Below are 19114 nucleotides of genomic sequence, written 5' to 3'. Positions count from 1 at the left end.
GTCCCGTGCAATGGGGCTTAGAGGTGGTTTCCTTTGCGACCGACGGCCGCGGTTCCCGGGGGGCCGCGCTGGGGGACGGTGCTGTCGGTGGCTGCTGCGAGGATGGAGGCGTGACTGGAACCCTTGTCCTCGCAGGCACCCCCATCGGCGACGTCGCGGACGCACCGCCCCGGCTCGCGGCGGAGCTGACCGGCGCCGACGTGATCGCGGCCGAGGACACCCGGCGGCTGCGGTGGCTCACCCAGGCGCTCGGTGTGACGCCCAAGGGGCGCGTGGTGTCGTACTTCGAGGGCAACGAGGCCGCCCGTACGCCCGAGCTGGTCGAGGAACTCGTCGGCGGCGCGCGCGTGCTGCTCGTGACCGACGCCGGGATGCCCTCCGTCTCCGACCCCGGCTACCGGCTGGTCGCGGCCGCCGTGGAGAAGGAGATCCGCGTCACCGCGGTCCCGGGGCCGTCCGCGGTGCTCACCGCGCTCGCGCTGTCCGGGCTGCCCGTCGACCGGTTCTGCTTCGAGGGGTTCCTGCCGCGCAAGGCGGGCGAACGCCGCTCCCGGCTCCAGGAGAACGCCGAGGAACGCCGCACCCTCGTCTACTTCGAGGCCCCGCACCGCCTCGACGACACCCTCGCCGCCATGGCCGAGGTCTTCGGCGCCGAGCGGCGGGCCGCCGTCTGCCGTGAGCTGACCAAGACGTACGAGGAGGTACGGCGCGGTCCGCTGGCCGAGCTCGCGGTGTGGGCGGCCGACGGGGTGCGCGGCGAGATCACCGTCGTCGTCGAGGGCGCCCCCGAGCGCGGGCCCGAGGAACTCGACGCGGCGGAACTCGTACGGCGGGTGCGGGTGCGGGAGGAGGCCGGCGAGCGCCGCAAGGAGGCGATCGCGGCGGTGGCGGTGGCGGCGGGGATTCCGAAGCGGGTGGTGTTCGACGCCGTGGTCGCCGCGAAGCGCGCGGATGGCTGAGGGCGGTTTCGGCAGCGCCGTCGTGGTTGCTCTTGTGCAGCCGTGTGCGGGTCGGTGGAGGCTGGTCGGCGAGTACCCACGCCCCTGGGGGGCGCCTCGGGGCCGGGGATTCACGCAGGGGCGCTGCTCGATCCTCGAGCGCGTCGCTCTTCCTCTGAGCATGCGCCCCTGACCTGCGATGATGTGTCCTCTGAGCGGGGCGCGTCTCCTTTGAGCGCACGCCCCACGCAACGGTAAAGCAAGGGCGGGAAACGCAAAGCCCAGCCCTATGCGACAAGGCCGATTTGGCAAGCCGGATCCAAATCGCATCCAACACTCGGCAGGCCCGTCGCATTCGCGCCGGTGAAGGCGTCCACTGGTCAGCAGGGACGTACCCGTCCCTCACCTCCATGGGATTCCGGGGGGAATCCCGACAACCGGGGTGCTTGTCCAGCGGACAAGAGGAGTTGGCATGAGTGAGATCGCAGGGCAGACCGGCCTCCGCGGTGCGGCCACAGCCGTCGTTCGCGAGTCGTATTCCTTCGCTTGCATGCGATGCGGGCACGGCTGGGAGCAGTCGTACGAGATAGAGCACCACACGGACGCGGAGAACCACGAGTTCGTCATGTATGTGGCGAACGGCCAGGTCGTCCCGTCCCCGCTGAGCCGGCCCGCGTGCCAGAACTGCGACGGCCAGGTCGTGCGGATCATGCGCGCGGGGCAGGTCTCGTCGGTGCACAGCGCGGCCCAGCAGCCGTCCCGGCGGCCGGTGCAGGGCGGCCGGGACGAGGCGGCCGAGGCGGCCGAGGAGGCCGAGACCGGACCCGCGGCGGCGACGGAGGCCTCCGCGCAGGTCAAGGCGCACCACCACTGGCACCTGTCCGATCTCCTGCATCCGTTCCAGCGCAAGGCGAGCTGACCCGGGCGCGGGTCCGGCGGGGTGTGCCCCTTTCGTAGGATCGGGGCATGCCTTCGAACGCCTCCGCGAACGCGTCCGCCGCGGCCCACAAGAACGCGGCACCGCCGCTCCCGGAACCCCTCCGGGTGCCGGTCGCCGACTCCCACACCCACCTCGACATGCAGTCCGGCACGGTCGAGGAGGGCCTCGCGAAGGCCGCCTCGGTGGGTGTGACGACCGTCGTCCAGGTCGGCTGCGACCTCAAGGGCTCCCGGTGGGCGGCCGAGACGGCGGCCGCGCACGCGAACGTCCACGGGACGGTCGCCCTGCACCCGAACGAGGCGCCGCGCATCGTCCACGGCGACCCTGGGGGTACCTCCCAGCCCCCTGGGGCTGGGGGAGGCTGGTCCCGGCAAGGTGCCCGCGCGGCGGGCGGGGACGCGGCCCTGGACGAGGCACTCGCCGAGATCGACCGGCTGGCCGGGCTGCCCCAGGTGAAGGGCGTCGGCGAGACCGGCCTCGACCACTTCCGCACCGGGCCCGAGGGCAAGGCCGCCCAGGAGCGTTCCTTCCGCGCCCACATCGAGATCGCCAAGCGGCACGGCAAGACCCTCGTCATCCACGACCGCGACGCCCACGCCGACGTGCTGCGTGTCCTCAAGGAGGAGGGCGCCCCCGAGCGGACGGTGTTCCACTGCTACTCCGGGGACGCCGAGATGGCCGAGGTGTGCGCCCGCGAGGGCTACTTCATGTCCTTCGCCGGCAACGTCACCTTCAAGAACGCCCAGAACCTCCGGGACGCGCTCGCCGTCGCCCCGCTGGAGCTGGTCCTCGTGGAGACCGACGCGCCCTTCCTGACCCCGGCGCCGTACCGCGGACGGCCCAACGCCCCGTATCTCATTCCGGTCACGGTGCGCGCGATGGCCGCCGTGCGAGGCACCGACGAGGACGCGCTGGCGACAGCCCTGGGCGCGAACACGGCCCGCGCCTTCGATTACTGAGGGTGCATCGATCATAACTGACGTGTAACGCTCGCACGGGCCCGGCTTGGGCCCGATCGCGACCGTGCGTAGTTGTGCCGCTTTGGAGAGTGACCAGTGCTCCGCTAGGTTCTGGGGGCCCGATCCGGACCCCTCTGGCCCTCTGGAGCGTGTCGGCGTGAGCACATCGCAGTACGAGACGTTTGAGGCGTACGACCCCTACGGCGCGCCGGGGGCGCACGGTGGAGGTGGCGCGCACGGGGAGCAGGGCGTGTACGACGCGTCTGTGATGCCAGTGCCCGGCGTGCACGACGCCGTGACGCAGGGATACGGCGTGGCCGCCTACGGGAGTGACACCTTCCGGCCGGCGTACGAGGTCTCGGCGGAGGCGGGCGCGGGAGCGGGGGCGCGGGTCGCGCCGGTGGGCCACGCGCAGGCGCAGGCGTATGCGGGTGAGCCGGGCGAGCCGGTGCTTCCGCGACAGGGCGGGCGCGTGCCGGAGAGCGAGGCGCGTGAATCGGGAGTGGGCGCCGTGGCGGGGCGGCGTGCCGCGCGCCGACGGAAGGCGCGGTACACCCAGCGCCCGGATTCCGCCGTGCGCCGTCTGCTGCCGCAGGCACTGGTCGTCGCCTTCCTCGCCGGCGGCACCACCGCGTTCCTCGCCAAGGACAAGGCCATCGAGCTGACCGTCGACGGCAGGCCGCGCATCCTGCACACGTTCGCGGACGACGTGACCGAACTGCTCGCCGACGAAGGCGTGCGGGTGGGCGCGCACGACATGGTGGCGCCGGCCGCCGACGCGGCGCTGGCCAGCGGCGACGAGGTCGCGGTGCGCTACGGCCGCCCCGTGCGGCTCACCCTGGACGGCCAGCGGCGCGAGGTGTGGACCACGGCGCGCACGGTCGACGGGGCGCTCACCCAGCTGGGGGTGCGTGCCGAGGGCGCGTACCTGTCGGCCTCGCGCTCCCAGAGCATCGGACGCGCCGGGCTCGCGCTCGACGTGCGCACCGAGCGCACGGTCACGATCCTGGCGGACGGCCGGACCCGCACCATCCGCACCAACGCCGCGACCGTCCGCGAGGCCGTCGAGGAGGCCGGGATCACCCTGCACGGCCAGGACACCACCTCCGTGCCGCAGGCCGGCTTCCCGCGCGACGGGCAGACGGTGACCGTGCTGCGCGTCACGGACGGCACGGAGGTGCGCGAGGAGGCCATCCCGTTCGAGGTGCGGCGGACGCCGGACCCCACGGTGTTCACGGGCACCGAGGTGGTCGAGCGGACCGGGCGGCCCGGGCTGCGCCGGGTCACGTACCACCTGCGGACCGTCAACGGGGTCCGGCAGAAGCCGCGCCGCGAGCGGTCCGAGATGGTCCGCGAGCCGAGCGCACAGCTCGTCAAGGTGGGCACCAAGCCGCACCCGGACTCCGTGAAGGGCGCCGACGGCCTCAACTGGCACGGTCTCGCCGTCTGCGAGTCCGGCGGCCGCGCGGCCGCGGTGGATCCCTCCGGGACGTACGGCGGGCTGTACCAGTTCGACACGCACACCTGGCACAGCCTCGGCGGCAGCGGGCGCCCGCAGGACGCGCCGGCCGAGGAGCAGACGTTCCGTGCGAAGAAGCTCTACACGAAACGCGGCTCCACCCCGTGGCCGCACTGCGGGGCACGGCTGCACGGGTGACCGGCGGGAGGGATCCCGGCGGCCCGTACCCTAGTCCCGTGAGCAGCCCCATCCCCGACGCCCTCCTCGGCCCGGCCGACATCCGTGAACTCGCGGCAGCGCTCGGTGTACGCCCCACCAAGCAGCGCGGTCAGAACTTCGTCATCGACGCCAACACGGTCCGCCGTATCGTCCGCACCGCCGAGGTCCGCCCGGACGACGTCGTCGTCGAGGTCGGTCCGGGACTCGGGTCCCTCACCCTCGCGCTCCTCGAGGCCGCCGACCGGGTGACCGCGGTGGAGATCGACGACGTTCTGGCGGGCGCGCTGCCCGCGACGATCACGGCGCGCATGCCGGCGCGCGCGGACCGGTTCGCGCTGGTCCACTCCGACGCGATGCACGTCACCGAACTGCCCGGGCCCCCACCCACCGCGCTCGTCGCGAATCTCCCCTACAACGTCGCCGTCCCCGTCCTCCTCCACATGCTCGACACCTTCCCGAGCATCGAACGGACGCTGGTGATGGTCCAGGCCGAGGTCGCCGACCGGCTCGCCGCCCCGCCCGGTTCGAAGGTGTACGGCGTGCCCTCCGTCAAGGCCAACTGGTACGCCGACGTGAAGCGCGCCGGATCCATCGGGCGCAGCGTCTTCTGGCCCGCCCCGAACGTCGACAGCGGACTCGTCTCCCTCGTCCGGCGCGCGGAGCCGCTGAAGACGACGGCGTCGAAGCGCGAGGTCTTCGCGGTCGTCGACGCGGCGTTCGCACAGCGCCGCAAGACCCTCCGGGCGGCGCTGGCCGGCTGGGCCGGGTCCGCGGTGGCCGCTGAGGCGGCCCTCGTGGCCGCCGGGGTCTCGCCGCAGGCGCGTGGGGAGTCGCTCACGGTGGAGGAGTTCGCGCGGATCGCCGAGGCCGCGTCCCCGCGGGGGACAGAGCAGCAGACGGCCGCCGCGCGGCAGGCCGCGTCCCCGACAGAGGAGTCCGGTAAGTGAGCGTCACGGTACGCGTGCCAGCCAAGGTCAACGTCCAGCTCGCGGTGGGCGCCGCCCGCCCCGACGGCTTCCACGACCTCGCCAACGTCTTCCTCGCCGTCGGCCTGTACGACGAGGTCACGGTCACGCCCGCCGACGAGCTGAGCATCACCTGCGAGGGCACGGACGCCGACCAGGTACCGCTGGACCGCACCAACCTCGCCGCGCGCGGCGCGCTCGCGCTCGCCGGGCGCCGGGGCATCGACCCGGCCGTGCACATCCACATCGCCAAGGACATCCCGGTCGCCGGCGGCATGGCCGGGGGGAGCGCGGACGGGGCGGGCGCGCTGCTCGCGTGCAACGAGCTCTGGCGCGCGGGCGCCTCGCGCGCCGAACTCCTCGCCATCTGCGCAGATCTGGGCAGCGACGTGCCCTTCAGCCTGGTCGGCGGCGCCGCCCTCGGCACCGGGCGCGGCGAACGGCTCGCCGCCCTCGAGGTCGGCGGGACCTTCCACTGGGTGTTCGCGATGGCCGAGCGCGGGCTGTCCACCCCCGCCGTCTTCCGCGAGTTCGACCGGCTCGCCGAGGGCCTCGACATCCCCGAGCCCGTCGCCTCCCGCGATCTCCTGGACGCGCTCGCCGAGGGCGACCCGGACGCGCTCGCCGCCGCCGTCTCCAACGACCTCCAGCCCGCCGCGCTCTCTCTCTTCCCGGAGCTCGCGGAGACGCTCGACGCGGGGCGCACGGCCGGTGCCCTCACGGCGCTGGTCTCCGGCTCCGGGCCCACGACGGCGTTCCTGGTCCGCGATACCGCGTCGGCGCAGAAGGTGTCCGAGGCGCTCCTCGCCTCCGGCACCTGCCGTACGGTGCGCACGGCAACGGCGCCCGCGCCGGGCGCGCGGGTCGTCACCACGGCGCACGACATCGGCGCCCCCGCCGGAGCGTGACACCAGCGCGCAGCCGCTGACGCCACCGGCACCGATCCGACGACCTCCCCGGCCCCCCGCACGGCCGCGAGCACCGGCACCGGCACGGTCACCACGGGTTTCCCCGCCTCCTACGTCGGCGTCCGCTGGGACGGCGACCAGGACGGCGTCACGATCCGTTTCGCGGACGGCGACAGCAAGGACGCCACCACCGTCTCCGGCCCCGGCGACCGGCTGGAGACCGACCGCCCGGCCCAGACGACGCACGACCTCCTCGGCGAGGTACGCGCTCAGGCGGGCGGAAGGCAGCTCGCGGCAGGACGGGCTCCCGGCGCGCATTACGCTGGGAGGCTGACCGTCCCCCTGCGCAGGAGTGAAATGGCCGTCAACCTGGTCAATGTCGAGAACGTCAGCAAGGTCTACGGCACCCGTGCCCTGCTGGACGGCGTCTCGCTCGGCGTGTCGGAGGGCGACCGCATCGGCGTGGTGGGCCGCAACGGCGACGGAAAGACCACCCTCATCCGGATGCTCGCCAAGCTGGAGGAGGCCGACACCGGGCGTGTCACGCACTCCGGCGGACTGCGCCTCGGCGTCCTCACCCAGCACGACTCCCTCGACCCGGCGGCCACCGTCCGGCACGAGGTCATCGGTGACATGGCCGACCACGAGTGGGCCGGCAACGCCAAGGTCCGGGACGTCCTCACCGGACTCTTCGGCGGCCTGGACCTGCCGGGGTTCCCCAAGGGCCTGGACACCGTCATCGGTCCGCTGTCCGGCGGTGAGCGGCGGCGTATCGCGCTGGCCAAGCTGCTCATCGAGGAGCAGGACCTGCTCGTCCTCGACGAGCCCACCAACCACCTCGACGTCGAGGGCATCGCCTGGCTCGCCCGGCATCTGCGGGAGCGCCGCTCGGCGCTGGTCTGCGTCACCCACGACCGCTGGTTCCTCGACCAGGTCTGCACCCGCATGTGGGACGTGCAGCGCGGCGCCGTCTACGAGTACGAGGGCGGCTACTCGGACTACGTCTTCGCCCGCGCGGAACGCGAGCGGATCGCGGCCACCGAGGAGACCAAGCGGCAGAACCTGGTCCGCAAGGAGCTCGCCTGGCTGCGCCGGGGCGCCCCCGCCCGGACCTCCAAGCCCCGCTTCCGGGTCGAGGCCGCCAACGAGCTGATCGCCGACGTGCCGCCGCCGCGCGACACCTCCGAGCTGATGAAGTTCGCCTCCTCGCGGCTCGGCAAGACCGTGTTCGACCTGGAGGACGTGACCGTCCAGGCCGGGCCCAAGGTGCTCCTCAAGCACGTCACCTGGCAGCTCGGGCCCGGCGACCGCATCGGCCTGGTCGGTGTCAACGGCGCCGGCAAGACCTCGCTGCTGCGCGCCATGGCCGAGGCCGCGCGCACCGAGGGCGAGGAGCAGCCGGCGGCCGGCCGGGTCGCCGTCGGCCGGACCGTCAAGCTCGCCTACCTCTCCCAGGAGGTCGTCGAACTCGACCCGAACCTGCGGGTCCTGGAGGCCGTCCAGCAGGTGCGTGAGCGCGTCGACCTCGGCAAGGGGCGCGAGATGACCGCCGGGCAGCTGTGCGAGACGTTCGGCTTCAACAAGGAGAAGCAGTGGACGCCGGTCGGCGACCTCTCCGGCGGGGAGCGCCGCCGCCTCCAGCTGCTCCGGCTGCTCATGGACGAGCCGAACGTCCTCTTCCTCGACGAGCCCACCAACGACCTCGACATCGAGACCCTCACCCAGCTGGAGGACGTCCTCGACGGCTGGCCCGGCTCGATGATCGTCATCTCCCATGACCGGTTCTTCGTGGAGCGCACCACGGACCGCGTCTTCGCCCTCCTCGGCGACGCCACCCTGCGGATGCTGCCGCGCGGCATCGACGAGTACCTGGAGCGGCGCCGGCGCATGGAGGAGGTGGCCGCCGCCACGGTCGTGGCTCTGAAGGCCCCCACGGCCGAGCGGAGCGCCGCCGACCAGCGCGCCGCCAAGAAGGAACTCCAGAAGATCGAACGTCAGCTGGACCGCGTCTCCGAGAAGGAGACCAAGCTGCACGACCAGATCGCCGCGAACGCCACGGACTTCGCCAAGGTCGCCGAACTCGACACCCAGCTGCGCGACTTGGCCGGGGAGCGCGAAGAACTGGAGATGCGCTGGCTGGAGTTGGCGGAGGACGCGTAGCGCGGCGTGCGCGCGGTGCTGGGTGGCGCGTAACTCGGCGTGCGCGCGGTGCTGGGTGGCGCGTAACTCGGCGTGCGCGCGGTGCTGAGCGGCGCGCAACTCAGCGTGCGCGCGGTGCTGGAGGGCGTGTGGTCCGGCGTGTGCGCCGTGCCGGTGGGCGTGCGACCCGCATCGGCGCGCCCGCCCCCTCACCCACCGGCGTGAACCGGCCGCGCACGTGCCCCACCCCACGGCGCGCGCAACCCCCTTGCGTGCGCCCCGTGAAGGGAGCGTGAAGGCGCGTAACGGGGGCATCACGGGGCGGTTCTTCCTTGGGAACAGGGGTTGATGAGGGCCCGTGGCCTGTCGGTCCCGAGTGATAGAAAGGTCAGTCTGAGAGCAGTCTGAGAACGGCCTGAGGCCCGTCGGGAGCCTCGGGGCGTGGCTAAAAATCAGTAACGGGGGAAGATCGCTGATGACTCAGCCACCCAGTCAGCCGCCGCAGCAGGGCGGATTCGGCGCACCGCAGGACCAGCCGCCACCGGGTGGTGGCTTCGGCGCCCCGCAACAGCCGCCCGCTCAGGGCGGTTTCGGTGCACCCCAGGGCACGCCCCCGCCGCCTGCCCAGCCGCCCCAGCCGGGATACGGCTATCCGCAGCAGCCGGGACCGTACGCGCAGCCCGGTCCCTACGGTCAGCCGCAGCAGCCCGGCCCATACGGTCAGCCGCAGCAGGCGGGGCCGTACGGGCAGCCGCCCCAGCCGGGTTACGGCTATCCGCCGCAGTACCCGGGCGCACCCGGCGTCGCTCCGCCGCCCGGTGGCGGGGGCCGCGGGCCGTTCAAGGGGAGGACCGGGCTGATCGTCGCGGCGGCCGTGGCGGGGCTGCTGGTCGTCGGCGGCACCGTGTACGCCGTGACCAGTGGCGGGGACGACGGCAAGAAGCCGGTGGCCCAGCAGTCCGAGGACCCCAAGGCCTCCGGCACCGACACCCCGGCCAACCCGGGAGACGGCAGTGGCGACGGCGGCGCGGACCCGGAGAACCTCAACGAGGGCCGCAAGTCCGGCGAGGCCAAGGTGCTCTGGTACAAGTCGGCTCCCGACGCCCCGGCGTCCGGCGCCGACGCACCCGGCATGTGGATCACCGGGAAGACCGCGGTGAAGGCGGCGTACAAGCAGGTCTTCGCCTACGGCGTGGGCAGCGGTGACCCGACCTGGGCCCCGATCACGTTCCCGCAGAAGATCTGCGCGGTGACCCCGGACCAGTCGGCCGACGGCAAGGTCGTCGTGGCGTACATGAACGGCACCAGCGACCGGGCCAAGTGCAACCGGCTGCAGGAGATCGATCTCGACACGGGCCACAAGGGGTGGACCGCGACCGTCGCCGACGGCGGCCTGTTCGACACCGCGATCAGCATCGAGCTGACGATCAGCGGCAAGACGGTGATGGTGGGCCGCTCCCAGTCGGGCACGGCGTACGACCTCGACAGCGGCGACAAGATGTACGACAAGAAGAAGTACGGCGCGTCCTGCTTCCCGACGGCGTTCGCGGGCGGTACGAACCGGCTGGTGGAGGTGGCCTCCTGCGGGGTCGGCGGCGGCAACGAGCACGACGAGATCTCAGAGCTGGAGCCGGGCACCGGCGCGGTCAGGTGGACCCAGCCGGTCAGGAAGGGCTGGTCGGTCCAGCGGACCTACTCCGTCGACCCGCTCGTGGTCTACATGACCAACGAGGAGAAGAAGGCCTGGAACATCTCGACTTTGGACGCCAAGGGCACGTTCCGGTCCGAGGTCAAGGTCGACGAGAAGTTCGCCCCCGAGTGCGGCTGGGCGATCCTCGCCCGTGACCTCCAGGGCTGCCAGGGCGTCGCCGTCGACGCGAACACCCTCTACCTGCCGACGGACACGAACAGCGGTGCCAACGAGATCGTCGCGATCAGCCTCGCCGACGGCAAGGCGAAGTGGCGTACGAAGTCCCCGACGGACGAGTCGATGTACCCGGTCAAGGTGGAGGGCGGCAAACTCGTCGCGTATGTACGGCCGTCGTACGACTCGGGCGGCCAGGTCGTGTCGATCCCGACCGCCGGCTCCGCCCACACCACCACCAGGCTGCTGCAGAACCCGCAGCACACCGCCGACATCGAGGACGGCTTCTACGACGGCGCGGTCGACTGGGTCGACGGGCGCTTCTATCTCTCCTCCACGCGGCTGTCCGGCAGCGACGACGCGAAGGAGAAGCTGATGATGGCCTTCGGCAACTGAGCGGCCCCGCCTCACCCCCTGCCTCAGCCCCCCTCGCCCCGCCCAGCAGCCCGCGCCGACGGCCGGCCCCCTCACACGCAGACCGCCGGCCTTCTGCCGCATCGGCCGCCAGTGCCGGCCCACGCGCCGTCCCCAACTGGCCCACGTGCCGTCCCCAGCCGTCTCCCGCGCCGTCCCCAGAGGTACCCCGTCATGACGCAGCCGCCTCCGCCACCGCCCAACCAGCCCCCGCAGCAGCCCGGTTTCGGCGCCCCCGCCGGCCCGCCGCAGCCACCCGTACCCCCGGCCCCCCAGCCGGGCTACGGCTACCCGCAGCAGCCCGCGGCCCCCCAGCCCGGCTACGGCCACCCCCACCAGCCACCCCAGCCCGCGCAGCCCGGCTACGGCTACCCCGCCCAGCCTCCGGCCGCGAACCCGTACACCCAGCAGCCCCCCGCCCCCACCCCCGCCAACCCCTACGCTCAGCAACCCGGTTACGGCTACCCGGGTGGCCCGCCCGGCAGCCCCGCCCCCGTTCCCACCCCTGCCCCCGCTCCCACCCCCGGCAGGAACAACGCCACGCTGTTCATCGTCGTCGCCGCGGTCGTCGTGATCGCGCTGATCGTCGGCGGTGGCATCTGGTACTCCAAGTCCTCCGGCGCCGACGGCAGGAAGGACGACACCGCCGGCTCCAGCGCCGGCGGCACCGGCGGCGAGGGAGGAGGCAAGGGCAGCGAGAAGGTGCCCGCGGACCCGGCCTCCAGGATCCTCTTCCAGGTCCCGCTGCCCACGGCGAACGACACCACGGTCACCGCCGGTTCCTGGCTCACCGACAAGGTGTACGCGAAGACCGGCGTTGCCCGGATCGTCGGCTACGACCCCGACTCGGGCGCCAAGCTGTGGACGGTCCCGCTGCCCGGCCCGGTCTGCTACGCCACCGGGCACACCAGCGCGGACGGCAGGACCGCCGTCGTCTTCCAGCCGAAAATGCCGCCCAAGGGTTCCACGGCCGGCTGCACCCAGGTCGCCGCGATCGACCTGAACGCCGGTAAAAGACTGTGGACGCAGACGATCAAGTCCGGTGACGTACCGATCAACTTCAATAACGTGACGGTCGCCCAGCAGACGGTCGCGGTCGGCGGCACCAGCGGCGGCGCCGCCTTCGCGCTCGCCTCCGGCAAGGTCCGCTGGCAGCCGAAACCGACCGACACCTGCTACGACGCCGGTTACGGCGGCGGCGCCAAACTGGTCGCGGTCCGCAGGTGCGGCAGCGGCGACACCGCCCAGCTGCACATCCAGACCATCGACCCGGTCTCCGGCAAGGTGATCTCCGAGTACGAGATGACCTCGGGCATCGCCTACGCCAGCGTCGTGTCGACCGACCCCCTGGTCGTGGCCGCCGACGTCAACGACAGCGCGGGCGACGGCAGCGGCTTCTCGGACGTCTTCTCCATCGACAACAGGACCGGGCGGCTGCGCACCCGTATCTCCACGCCGGGCAGCTCGTACGCGGCCCGCTGCGACGGCATCTACCAGCTGGAGAAGTGCCAGGGAGTGGTGGTCGGCAACGACCGGCTGTACCTGGCGACCGAGGAGCACGACGGCGGCGCGGACCACACCAAGACCAACGAGATCGTCGCCTTCGACCTGGCCACCGGCAAGCAGACCGGCCAGCGCGCCGACGCCGGCGACAACTACACGATCACACCGCTGCGCATGGACGGTCCGAATGTGATCGCGTACAAGGACCCGCCGTACGACAAGGGCGTTCGGATCGTCAGTATCGACGGCGGTTCGTTCAGTGAGACCAAGCTGCTGGAGAACCCGGCGACCGCGGCGGTCAGGGCCGTGGAGACCACCATGTCCCCGGCGTCCGCGGAGGTCCTCTACTCCCAGGGGCACCTGTACCTGTCCGCGGTGTACGCCCACGCCGCCGGTTCGTCGGTGTCGGCCAAGGAGTACCTGGTCACCGCGTTCGGCGCGGGTGGCTGACGGTTCGTCAAGCGGAAACGCCCGTGTCACCCGGCCCGCGATTCCGGTCCCGCCCCTGGTCAGGGGCGGGACCGGGCGCGTACCGCATCACATGCGCTCTTCACCTGCGAATACGAGAAAACCCAGAGATTCCTCCGATCCGGGGCACTTCTCATCAGTAGGGGCAGCGCAACGTCGAACAAGCGTGTAGCTTCCGGGGGCATGAAGGACGAGGTGCCGGGGGGCCCTCTGTCCACGCGGACCAGTGGGCATCCATAGTGGGGCATCCATTGGGGGGACTGGGGGGTTGCTCTATGGGAGTGCGGCTCATGGTGGTCGACGACCACCGGTTGCTCGCCGAGGCGCTGGCCTCTGCGCTGAAACTGCGCGGCCACCGGGTGCTCGCGGCGGCGGCGCCGGCGGCGGGTGCGGCCGAGCTGGTCATCACGCGCGCGCCCGAGGTGTGCCTGCTGGGTACGGCGACACCGGCCGAGCCGGGGATCTTCGACCCGGTGGTGAAGATCAAGCGGGAGCGGCCGCAGGTCGCCGTCCTCGTGCTGGGCCCGGTGCCCTCCCCGCGGGGCATCGCGGCGGCCTTCGCCGCGGGCGCCTCCGGGTACGTCCGGCACGACGAGCGGATAGAGGGCGTCGAGCGGGCGATCATGAAGGCGCGGGCCGGCGAGGCGGCCGTCGCCCCGGCGCTGCTCCAGGGCGCGTTCGGCGAACTGCTCAACCCCGCCGCGCAGCCCGACGACGAGGGTCAGCGCCTCCTCCAGATGCTCACCCCCAGGGAGGTCGAGGTCCTGGTCCGGGTGGCCGACGGCGAGGACACCCGCCTGATCGCCGCAGGCATGGGCATCGCCCCGAGCACGGCCCGCACCCATGTCCAGCGGGTACTGATGAAGCTGGGGGTGGGGTCGCGCCTGGAGGCGGCCGCGTTGGCGGCGCGGACAGGGCTCCTGGACAGGGCCGGCCCGCTCAACAACTCAGCAGGGCCCGACCTGTAGCCGGCTGGACCGCGATCAGTCGTCGGCCTCCGTTGCCGGAGGCACCGGCGGCGGCGTAGGCCGCAGCCACAACCACACCAGGAAGAACACCCCCAGCAACAGCATCCCGATCCCGGTCCACAGGTTGATGTTGATCCCCTGTGCCTTGTCGATCTCGGCCTGCGAGTCCGTGATCCCGGCGATCGTGACGATGATCCCGTACAGCACGAACAGGCCGCCGATGATCCGCCGCAGGTCGAAGATGCGCGCGGCGGTCGTGGACCTGCTCTCCAGCTCGGTGACTTCCCGGTGGACGTCCTGCTCGGAGTAGTGGAATCCGGAGTGCCCGGAGTCGTCGGTCATGGTCTCTCCATTCTCCCGGGTCCGGGTCAGAACGAGAACGGGATGTAGCAGAGGGCGGCGAGGACGACCGCACCCCAGCCCAGCAGCGCCGGCCGCCGGTACCAGGCGTCGTCGCCCGCGGCGGGCGCCTCGGACATGCCGGGGGAGCGCGTGCCGTAGACCAGGCCCGCCAGCTCCGCCGCCGGCTTCGGCGCGGTGAACAGGGACACGATCACCATCACCACCGCGCCGGCGACGAAGCCGGCGATCGCGGAGACGAAGTTGGCGCCCTGGTCCGAGGGGATGCTGATGATGTCCTTCTTGTAGAGGACGAAGTAGTTGACCATCGCGGTCACCGTCCCCGCGAGCAGCCCCCAGAAGCCGGACTTCGCCGAGGCGCGCTTCCAGAACATGCCGACGATGAAGACGACGAACATCGGCACGTTGAAGAAGGAGAACAGCGTCTGGAGGTAGCTCATGATGTTCGAGAACGACGACGCCAGGAACGCCGTACCGACGGACGCGGCCACGCCGATCGCGGTGATGAGGCGTCCGAAGCGGACGTAGTAGCCGTCCTCGCGGCCCCGCACCACGTACTTCGCCCAGATGTCCGTCGTGAAGACGGTGTTGAAGGACGACACGTTGGCGGCCATGCCGGCCATGAAGGCCGCGAGCAGACCGGTGACCGCGATGCCGAGGACGCCGTTGGGCAGCAGCTGGGACATCAGGTACGGGATCGCGTCGTTGTACTGGAGGCCCGAGCCGGACGTGCCGATGTTCGGCACCAGCGCGGCGGCGACCAGACCCGGGATCATCACCAGGAAGACGATGAAGATCTTCGGGTACGCGGCGATCAGCGGGGTGCGCTGGGCGGCGGAGAGGTTCTTCGCCGACAGGGCGCGCTGGACCTCGGCGAAGTTGGTCGTCCAGTAGCCGAAGGAGAGGACGAAGCCGAGGCCGAGGACGATGGTCAGCCAGTTCGCGCCGAGCGGGTTCACGCTGCCGATGCCGGTGCCGCCCCAGGCGGTGGTGAAGTTGTGGCCGTGGGTGGCGTCGAGCTTGCCGACCAGGCCGTCCCAGCCGCCGACCTTCTTCAGACCGAGCACGGACAGCGGGATGAGGGCGGCCAGGATCACGAAGAACTGGAGCACCTCGTTGTAGATGGCCGAGGAGAGGCCGCCCAGGGTGATGTACGCCAGCACGAACGCGCCGGCCACCACGATCGCCACCCACTGCGGCCAGCCCAGCAGCGCCTCCACGACGATCGCGAGGGCGTACAGGTTGACGCCCGCGATCAGGATGGCGGCGAAGGCGAACAGGATCGAACTCAGCAGGTGTGCGGCTCTGTCGAAGCGCAGCAGCAGCATCTCGGGGACCGAGCGGACCTTGCTCCCGTAGTAGAAGGGCATCATCACCAGGCCGAGGAAGACCATGGCCGGAATGGCGCCGATCCAGTACCAGTGCACGGTGTACGCGCCGTACTGCGCGCTGTTGGCGGCCATGCCGAGGATCTCGGTGGCGGCCAGGTTCGCCGAGATGAACGCGAGCCCGGTGATCCACGCGGGCAGCGAGCGTCCGGAGAGGAAGAAGTCGAGGCTGGTCTTCACCGAGCGGCGGGCCGCGAAGCCGATGCCCAGGACGACCACGAAATAGATCGCGAGGATCGCGTAGTCGAGGCCGTTGGTGGGGAGCCGTAGCTCCTCCGCGAGGTATGTGGGGGATACAGGGGCGTTGGTGGGGTTTTGCACCCAGTAATTCAACACTTTCGTTGTCTCACCTTGATTGATTGCGATGTTGACTCACCTGGTGAGTTGTGTTTTGGTGTGTTCGGTTCTGTTTGATGGTTTGGCTGACTCGATCAACGGGAGTCCGCAGTGAAGAAGACCTCGACCCGGCTGGCCGACGGTCGCGAGCTCATCTACTACGACCTGCGGGACGACACCGTGCGGGACGCGGTGGACCGCCGGCCGCTGGAGCGGACGCACACCACCTCCGAGATCCGCCGTGACCCGCTGCTCGGCGACCAGGTCGCCATCGCCTCGCACCGGCAGGGCCGCACCTACCACCCGCCGGCCGACCAGTGCCCGCTGTGCCCGACCAAGGGCGACCGGCTGAGCGAGATCCCTGACTCGTCGTACGACGTCGTCGTCTTCGAGAACCGTTTCCCCTCGCTGGCCGGCGACTCCGGGCGCTGCGAGGTGGTCTGCTTCACCTCGGACCACGACGCGTCCTTCGCGAGCCTCACCGAGGAGCAGGCGCGCCTCGTCCTCGAAGCGTGGACCGACCGGACCTCGGAACTGTCGCATCTCCCCTCCGTCCAGCAGGTGTTCTGCTTCGAGAACCGCGGCGAGGAGATCGGCGTGACGCTCGGTCACCCGCACGGCCAGATCTACGCCTACCCCTTCACCACCCCGCGCACCGCCCTGATGCTGCGTTCACTCGCAACCCACAAGGAGGCGACCGGCGGAGAGAACCTCTTCGACGCCGTCCTGGAGCGGGAACTCGCCGACGAGCGGGTCGTCCTTGAGGGTGAACACTGGGCCGCCTTCGTGCCGTACGCGGCACACTGGCCCTACGAGGTCCACCTGTACCCGAAGCGCCGCGTCCCCGACCTGCTCGGACTGGACGAGGCGGCGCGCTCAGAGTTCCCCCAGGTTTATCTGGAACTCTTGAGGCGCTTCGACCGTATCTTCGGTGAGGGTGAACCTCCCACGCCCTACATCGCCGCCTGGCACCAGGCGCCGTTCGGGACGCTGGAGGAGTTCGAGGGGGTCACGCGCGACGACTTCGCGCTCCACCTGGAGCTTTTCACCATCCGCCGAACGTCCGGCAAGCTGAAGTTTCTCGCGGGTTCCGAATCCGGCATGAACGTGTTCATCAACGACGTGCCGCCGGAGCGCGCGGCCGAGCGACTGCGAGAGGTAGCGAGTTGATGAAGTACCTGGTGACGGGCGGAGCGGGTTACGTCGGCAGCGTGGTGGCCCAGCACCTGCTGGAGGCGGGCCACGAGGTCACCGTCCTCGACAACCTGTCCACGGGCTTCCGGGAGGCCGTCCCGGCGGGCGCGGCCTTCGTCGAGGGCGACATCCGCGACGCCGCGAAGTGGCTCGACGCCTCCTACGACGCGGTACTGCACTTCGCCGCGTTCTCCAAGGTCGGCGAGTCGGTCGAGCAGCCCGAGAAGTACTGGGACAACAACGTCGGCGGCACCATGGCGCTGCTCGCCGCGATGCGCGAGGCCGGCGTCCGCAAGCTCGTCTTCTCCTCCACGGCAGCCACCTACGGCGAGCCGGAGCAGGTCCCGATCGTCGAGACCGCCCCGACGAAGCCCACCAGCCCGTACGGCGCCACCAAGCTCGCCGTCGACCACATGATCACCGGCGAAGCCGCCGCTCACGGCCTGGGCGCGGTCTCCCTGCGCTACTTCAACGTGGCCGGCGCGTACGGCACCCAGGGCGAGCGCCACGACCCCGAGTCGCACCTGATCCCGCTGGTCCTCCAGGTCGCCCAGGGCCGCCGCGAGGCCGTCTCGGTCTTCGGCGACGACTACCCGACGTCCGACGGCACCTGCGTCCGCGACTACATCCACGTCGCGGACCTGGCCGACGCGCACCTGCTGGCCCTGACGGCCGCGCTCCCCGGCGAGCACCTGATCTGCAACCTCGGCAACGGCGAGGGCTTCTCGGTCCGCGAGGTCATCGAGACCGTCCGCCAGGTCACCGGCCACCCGATCCCCGAGGTCGTGGCCCCGCGCCGGGGCGGCGACCCGGCCGTCCTGGTCGCCTCGGCGGCCACCGCCCGCGAGAAGCTGGGCTGGAACCCGACCCGCGCGGACCTCGCGGGCATCGTCGCGGACGCCTGGGAGTTCGCGCAGCACGTCTCAAGGGAGCAGTAGTGGGGGCACAGCAGGTCCGGGACGGTTTCGCGGAGCTCTACGGAACCGCGCCCGAAGGGGTCTGGTCGGCGCCGGGCCGGGTCAACCTGATCGGTGAGCACACCGACTACAACGACGGCTTCGTGATGCCGTTCGCGCTGCCGCACGTGACGACGGCCGCGGTCTCCCGCCGCACCGACGGCGTGCTGCGCCTGCACTCCGCCGACATCGAGGGCGGGGTCGTCGAGCTCTTGCTCGACGCCCTGGAACCCGGCACCGACCAGGAGTGGACGGCGTACCCGGCGGGCGTGGTCTGGGCGCTGCGCGAGGCCGGCCACCCGGTCACCGGCGCCGACGTGCACCTGTCCTCCACGGTCCCGACCGGCGCCGGTCTGTCCTCCTCCGCGGCCCTGGAGGTGGTGATCGCCCTCGCCCTCAACGACCTGCACCAACTGGGCCTGGCCCGCTGGCAGCTGGCCCGCCTGTGCCAGCGCGCGGAGAACGTCTACGTCGGGGCGCCGACCGGCATCATGGACCAGACGGCGTCCGCCTGCTGCGAGCACGGCCACGCCCTGTTCCTGGACACCCGCGACCTCTCGCAGAAGCAGATCCCCTTCGACCTCGCGGCCGAGGGCATGCGGCTGCTGGTCGTCGACACCCAGGTCAAGCACGCCCACAGCGGCGGCGAGTACGGCAAGCGCCGGGTCGGCTGCGAGAAGGGCGCGGCCCTGCTGGGCGTGGACGCGCTGCGGGACGTCGCCTACGACGACCTCGACGCGGCGCTCGACCGGCTGGGCGACGAGGAGGAGGTACGGCGCCTGGTCCGGCACGTCGTCACCGAGGACCACCGCGTGGAACGCGTCGTCGCCCTGCTGGAGGCCGGCGACACCCGCGCCATCGGCCCGGTCCTCACCGAGGGCCACGCCTCGCTGCGCGACGACTTCCGGATCTCCTGCCCGGAGCTGGACCTGGTCGTCGACACCGCCCTCGCCACCGGCGCCCTGGGCGCCCGGATGACCGGCGGCGGCTTCGGCGGCTCGGCGATCGTCCTCGCGGAGGCGTCCGACGTCGACACGATCACCAAGGCGGTCGAAGAGGCCTTCGCGGGGGCCGGGTTCACGGCGCCCCGGACGTTCGAGGCGGTGCCGTCGGCCGGCGCCCGCCGGGAGAGCTGA

15 protein-coding genes are annotated in these 19114 nt (G+C 71.6%); 13 read left to right on the top strand and 2 right to left on the bottom strand.

Annotation, left to right across the window (positions count from 1 at the left end):
* The first annotated feature begins 110 nt into the window (after positions 1 to 110).
* From rsmI to AB0D59_RS26685, 10 genes are all read left to right on the top strand, one after another.
* Positions 111 to 959 (top strand): 16S rRNA (cytidine(1402)-2'-O)-methyltransferase, encoded by an 849-nt coding sequence (gene rsmI / locus AB0D59_RS26730; protein ID WP_362570148.1) that lies wholly within the window; start codon positions 111 to 113, stop codon positions 957 to 959.
* Positions 960 to 1410: 451 nt separating this feature from the next.
* A complete protein-coding gene (locus AB0D59_RS26725) occupies positions 1411 to 1857 on the top strand; it encodes a hypothetical protein (protein WP_362570145.1) in 447 nt (148 codons plus the stop codon).
* A gap of 47 nt (positions 1858 to 1904) precedes the next feature.
* Complete coding sequence (locus AB0D59_RS26720) at positions 1905 to 2837, top strand: TatD family hydrolase (protein ID WP_362570143.1); 933 nt, start codon at positions 1905 to 1907, stop codon at positions 2835 to 2837.
* Between the two features lie 157 nt (positions 2838 to 2994).
* Positions 2995 to 4494, top strand: coding sequence for a ubiquitin-like domain-containing protein (locus AB0D59_RS26715; RefSeq protein ID WP_362570140.1), 1500 nt, complete (start codon positions 2995 to 2997; stop codon positions 4492 to 4494).
* A 38-nt stretch (positions 4495 to 4532) separates the two neighbouring features.
* Positions 4533 to 5462 carry a 16S rRNA (adenine(1518)-N(6)/adenine(1519)-N(6))-dimethyltransferase RsmA gene (gene rsmA / locus AB0D59_RS26710; protein WP_362570138.1) on the top strand — a complete coding sequence of 310 codons (930 nt, stop codon included), beginning with the start codon at positions 4533 to 4535 and terminating at the stop codon, positions 5460 to 5462.
* On the top strand, positions 5459 to 6388 hold the full coding sequence (locus AB0D59_RS26705; RefSeq protein ID WP_362570136.1) for a 4-(cytidine 5'-diphospho)-2-C-methyl-D-erythritol kinase: 930 nt from the start codon (positions 5459 to 5461) through the stop codon (positions 6386 to 6388). Before rsmA ends, AB0D59_RS26705 begins: the two co-directional genes overlap by 4 nt.
* Positions 6389 to 6745: 357 nt before the next feature.
* Positions 6746 to 8548 (top strand): ABC-F family ATP-binding cassette domain-containing protein, encoded by a 1803-nt coding sequence (locus AB0D59_RS26700; protein WP_362570134.1) that lies wholly within the window; start codon positions 6746 to 6748, stop codon positions 8546 to 8548.
* A gap of 454 nt (positions 8549 to 9002) precedes the next feature.
* Positions 9003 to 10787: a PQQ-binding-like beta-propeller repeat protein gene (locus AB0D59_RS26695; protein ID WP_362570132.1), complete on the top strand. Its 1785-nt coding sequence runs from the start codon at positions 9003 to 9005 to the stop codon at positions 10785 to 10787.
* Positions 10788 to 10979: 192 nt separating this feature from the next.
* Positions 10980 to 12758, top strand: a complete 1779-nt coding sequence (locus AB0D59_RS26690; RefSeq protein ID WP_362570130.1) for a PQQ-binding-like beta-propeller repeat protein — start codon at positions 10980 to 10982, stop codon at positions 12756 to 12758.
* A gap of 293 nt (positions 12759 to 13051) precedes the next feature.
* The gene (locus AB0D59_RS26685) at positions 13052 to 13744 is read left to right on the top strand and encodes a response regulator transcription factor (RefSeq protein WP_362570127.1); all 693 of its coding nucleotides are present in this window, start codon (positions 13052 to 13054) and stop codon (positions 13742 to 13744) included.
* Between the two features lie 15 nt (positions 13745 to 13759).
* On the opposite strand, the gene AB0D59_RS26680 is transcribed toward AB0D59_RS26685, so the two are convergent.
* Positions 13760 to 14086, bottom strand: a complete 327-nt coding sequence (locus AB0D59_RS26680; RefSeq protein ID WP_362570124.1) for a hypothetical protein — start codon at positions 14084 to 14086, stop codon at positions 13760 to 13762.
* 26 nt (positions 14087 to 14112) lie between these two features.
* Entirely contained in the window at positions 14113 to 15813 is a 1701-nt protein-coding gene (locus AB0D59_RS26675; protein WP_362570121.1) for a sodium:solute symporter family protein, read from the bottom strand.
* A gap of 126 nt (positions 15814 to 15939) precedes the next feature.
* Between AB0D59_RS26675 and galT the strand changes: the two genes are divergently transcribed.
* The 3 genes from galT to galK are packed head-to-tail and all read left to right on the top strand — an operon-like array spanning position 15940 to position 19114.
* Positions 15940 to 16998, top strand: a complete 1059-nt coding sequence (galT, locus tag AB0D59_RS26670) for a galactose-1-phosphate uridylyltransferase (protein ID WP_362570118.1) — start codon at positions 15940 to 15942, stop codon at positions 16996 to 16998.
* A complete protein-coding gene (gene galE, locus AB0D59_RS26665; protein ID WP_362570116.1) occupies positions 16998 to 17960 on the top strand; it encodes a UDP-glucose 4-epimerase GalE in 963 nt (320 codons plus the stop codon). Before galT ends, galE begins: the two co-directional genes overlap by 1 nt.
* The gene (galK, locus tag AB0D59_RS26660) at positions 17960 to 19114 is read left to right on the top strand and encodes a galactokinase (RefSeq protein WP_362570113.1); all 1155 of its coding nucleotides are present in this window, start codon (positions 17960 to 17962) and stop codon (positions 19112 to 19114) included. Before galE ends, galK begins: the two co-directional genes overlap by 1 nt.

It is taken from the genome of Streptomyces sp. NPDC048417 (assembly GCF_040651615.1).
In the GTDB taxonomy this organism is placed as follows: domain Bacteria; phylum Actinomycetota; class Actinomycetes; order Streptomycetales; family Streptomycetaceae; genus Streptomyces.
Note: the sequence above shows the minus strand (reverse complement) of the source record. Positions and strands in the feature narration are given on the sequence as shown.

What these genes read in the sequence shown, in the direction of transcription:
- AB0D59_RS26725 (WP_362570145.1), top strand. Translation starts at nt 1,411, where the DNA reads ATGAGTGAGATCGCAGGGCAGACCGGCCTCCGCGGTGCGGCCACAGCC.
- AB0D59_RS26720 (WP_362570143.1), top strand. Translation starts at nt 1,905, where the DNA reads ATGCCTTCGAACGCCTCCGCGAACGCGTCCGCCGCGGCCCACAAGAAC.
- AB0D59_RS26700 (WP_362570134.1), top strand. Translation starts at nt 6,746, where the DNA reads ATGGCCGTCAACCTGGTCAATGTCGAGAACGTCAGCAAGGTCTACGGC.
- AB0D59_RS26695 (WP_362570132.1), top strand. Translation starts at nt 9,003, where the DNA reads ATGACTCAGCCACCCAGTCAGCCGCCGCAGCAGGGCGGATTCGGCGCA.
- AB0D59_RS26690 (WP_362570130.1), top strand. Translation starts at nt 10,980, where the DNA reads ATGACGCAGCCGCCTCCGCCACCGCCCAACCAGCCCCCGCAGCAGCCC.
- AB0D59_RS26685 (WP_362570127.1), top strand. Translation starts at nt 13,052, where the DNA reads ATGGGAGTGCGGCTCATGGTGGTCGACGACCACCGGTTGCTCGCCGAG.
- AB0D59_RS26680 (WP_362570124.1), bottom strand. Translation starts at nt 14,086, where the DNA reads ATGACCGACGACTCCGGGCACTCCGGATTCCACTACTCCGAGCAGGAC.
- galE (WP_362570116.1), top strand. Translation starts at nt 16,998, where the DNA reads ATGAAGTACCTGGTGACGGGCGGAGCGGGTTACGTCGGCAGCGTGGTG.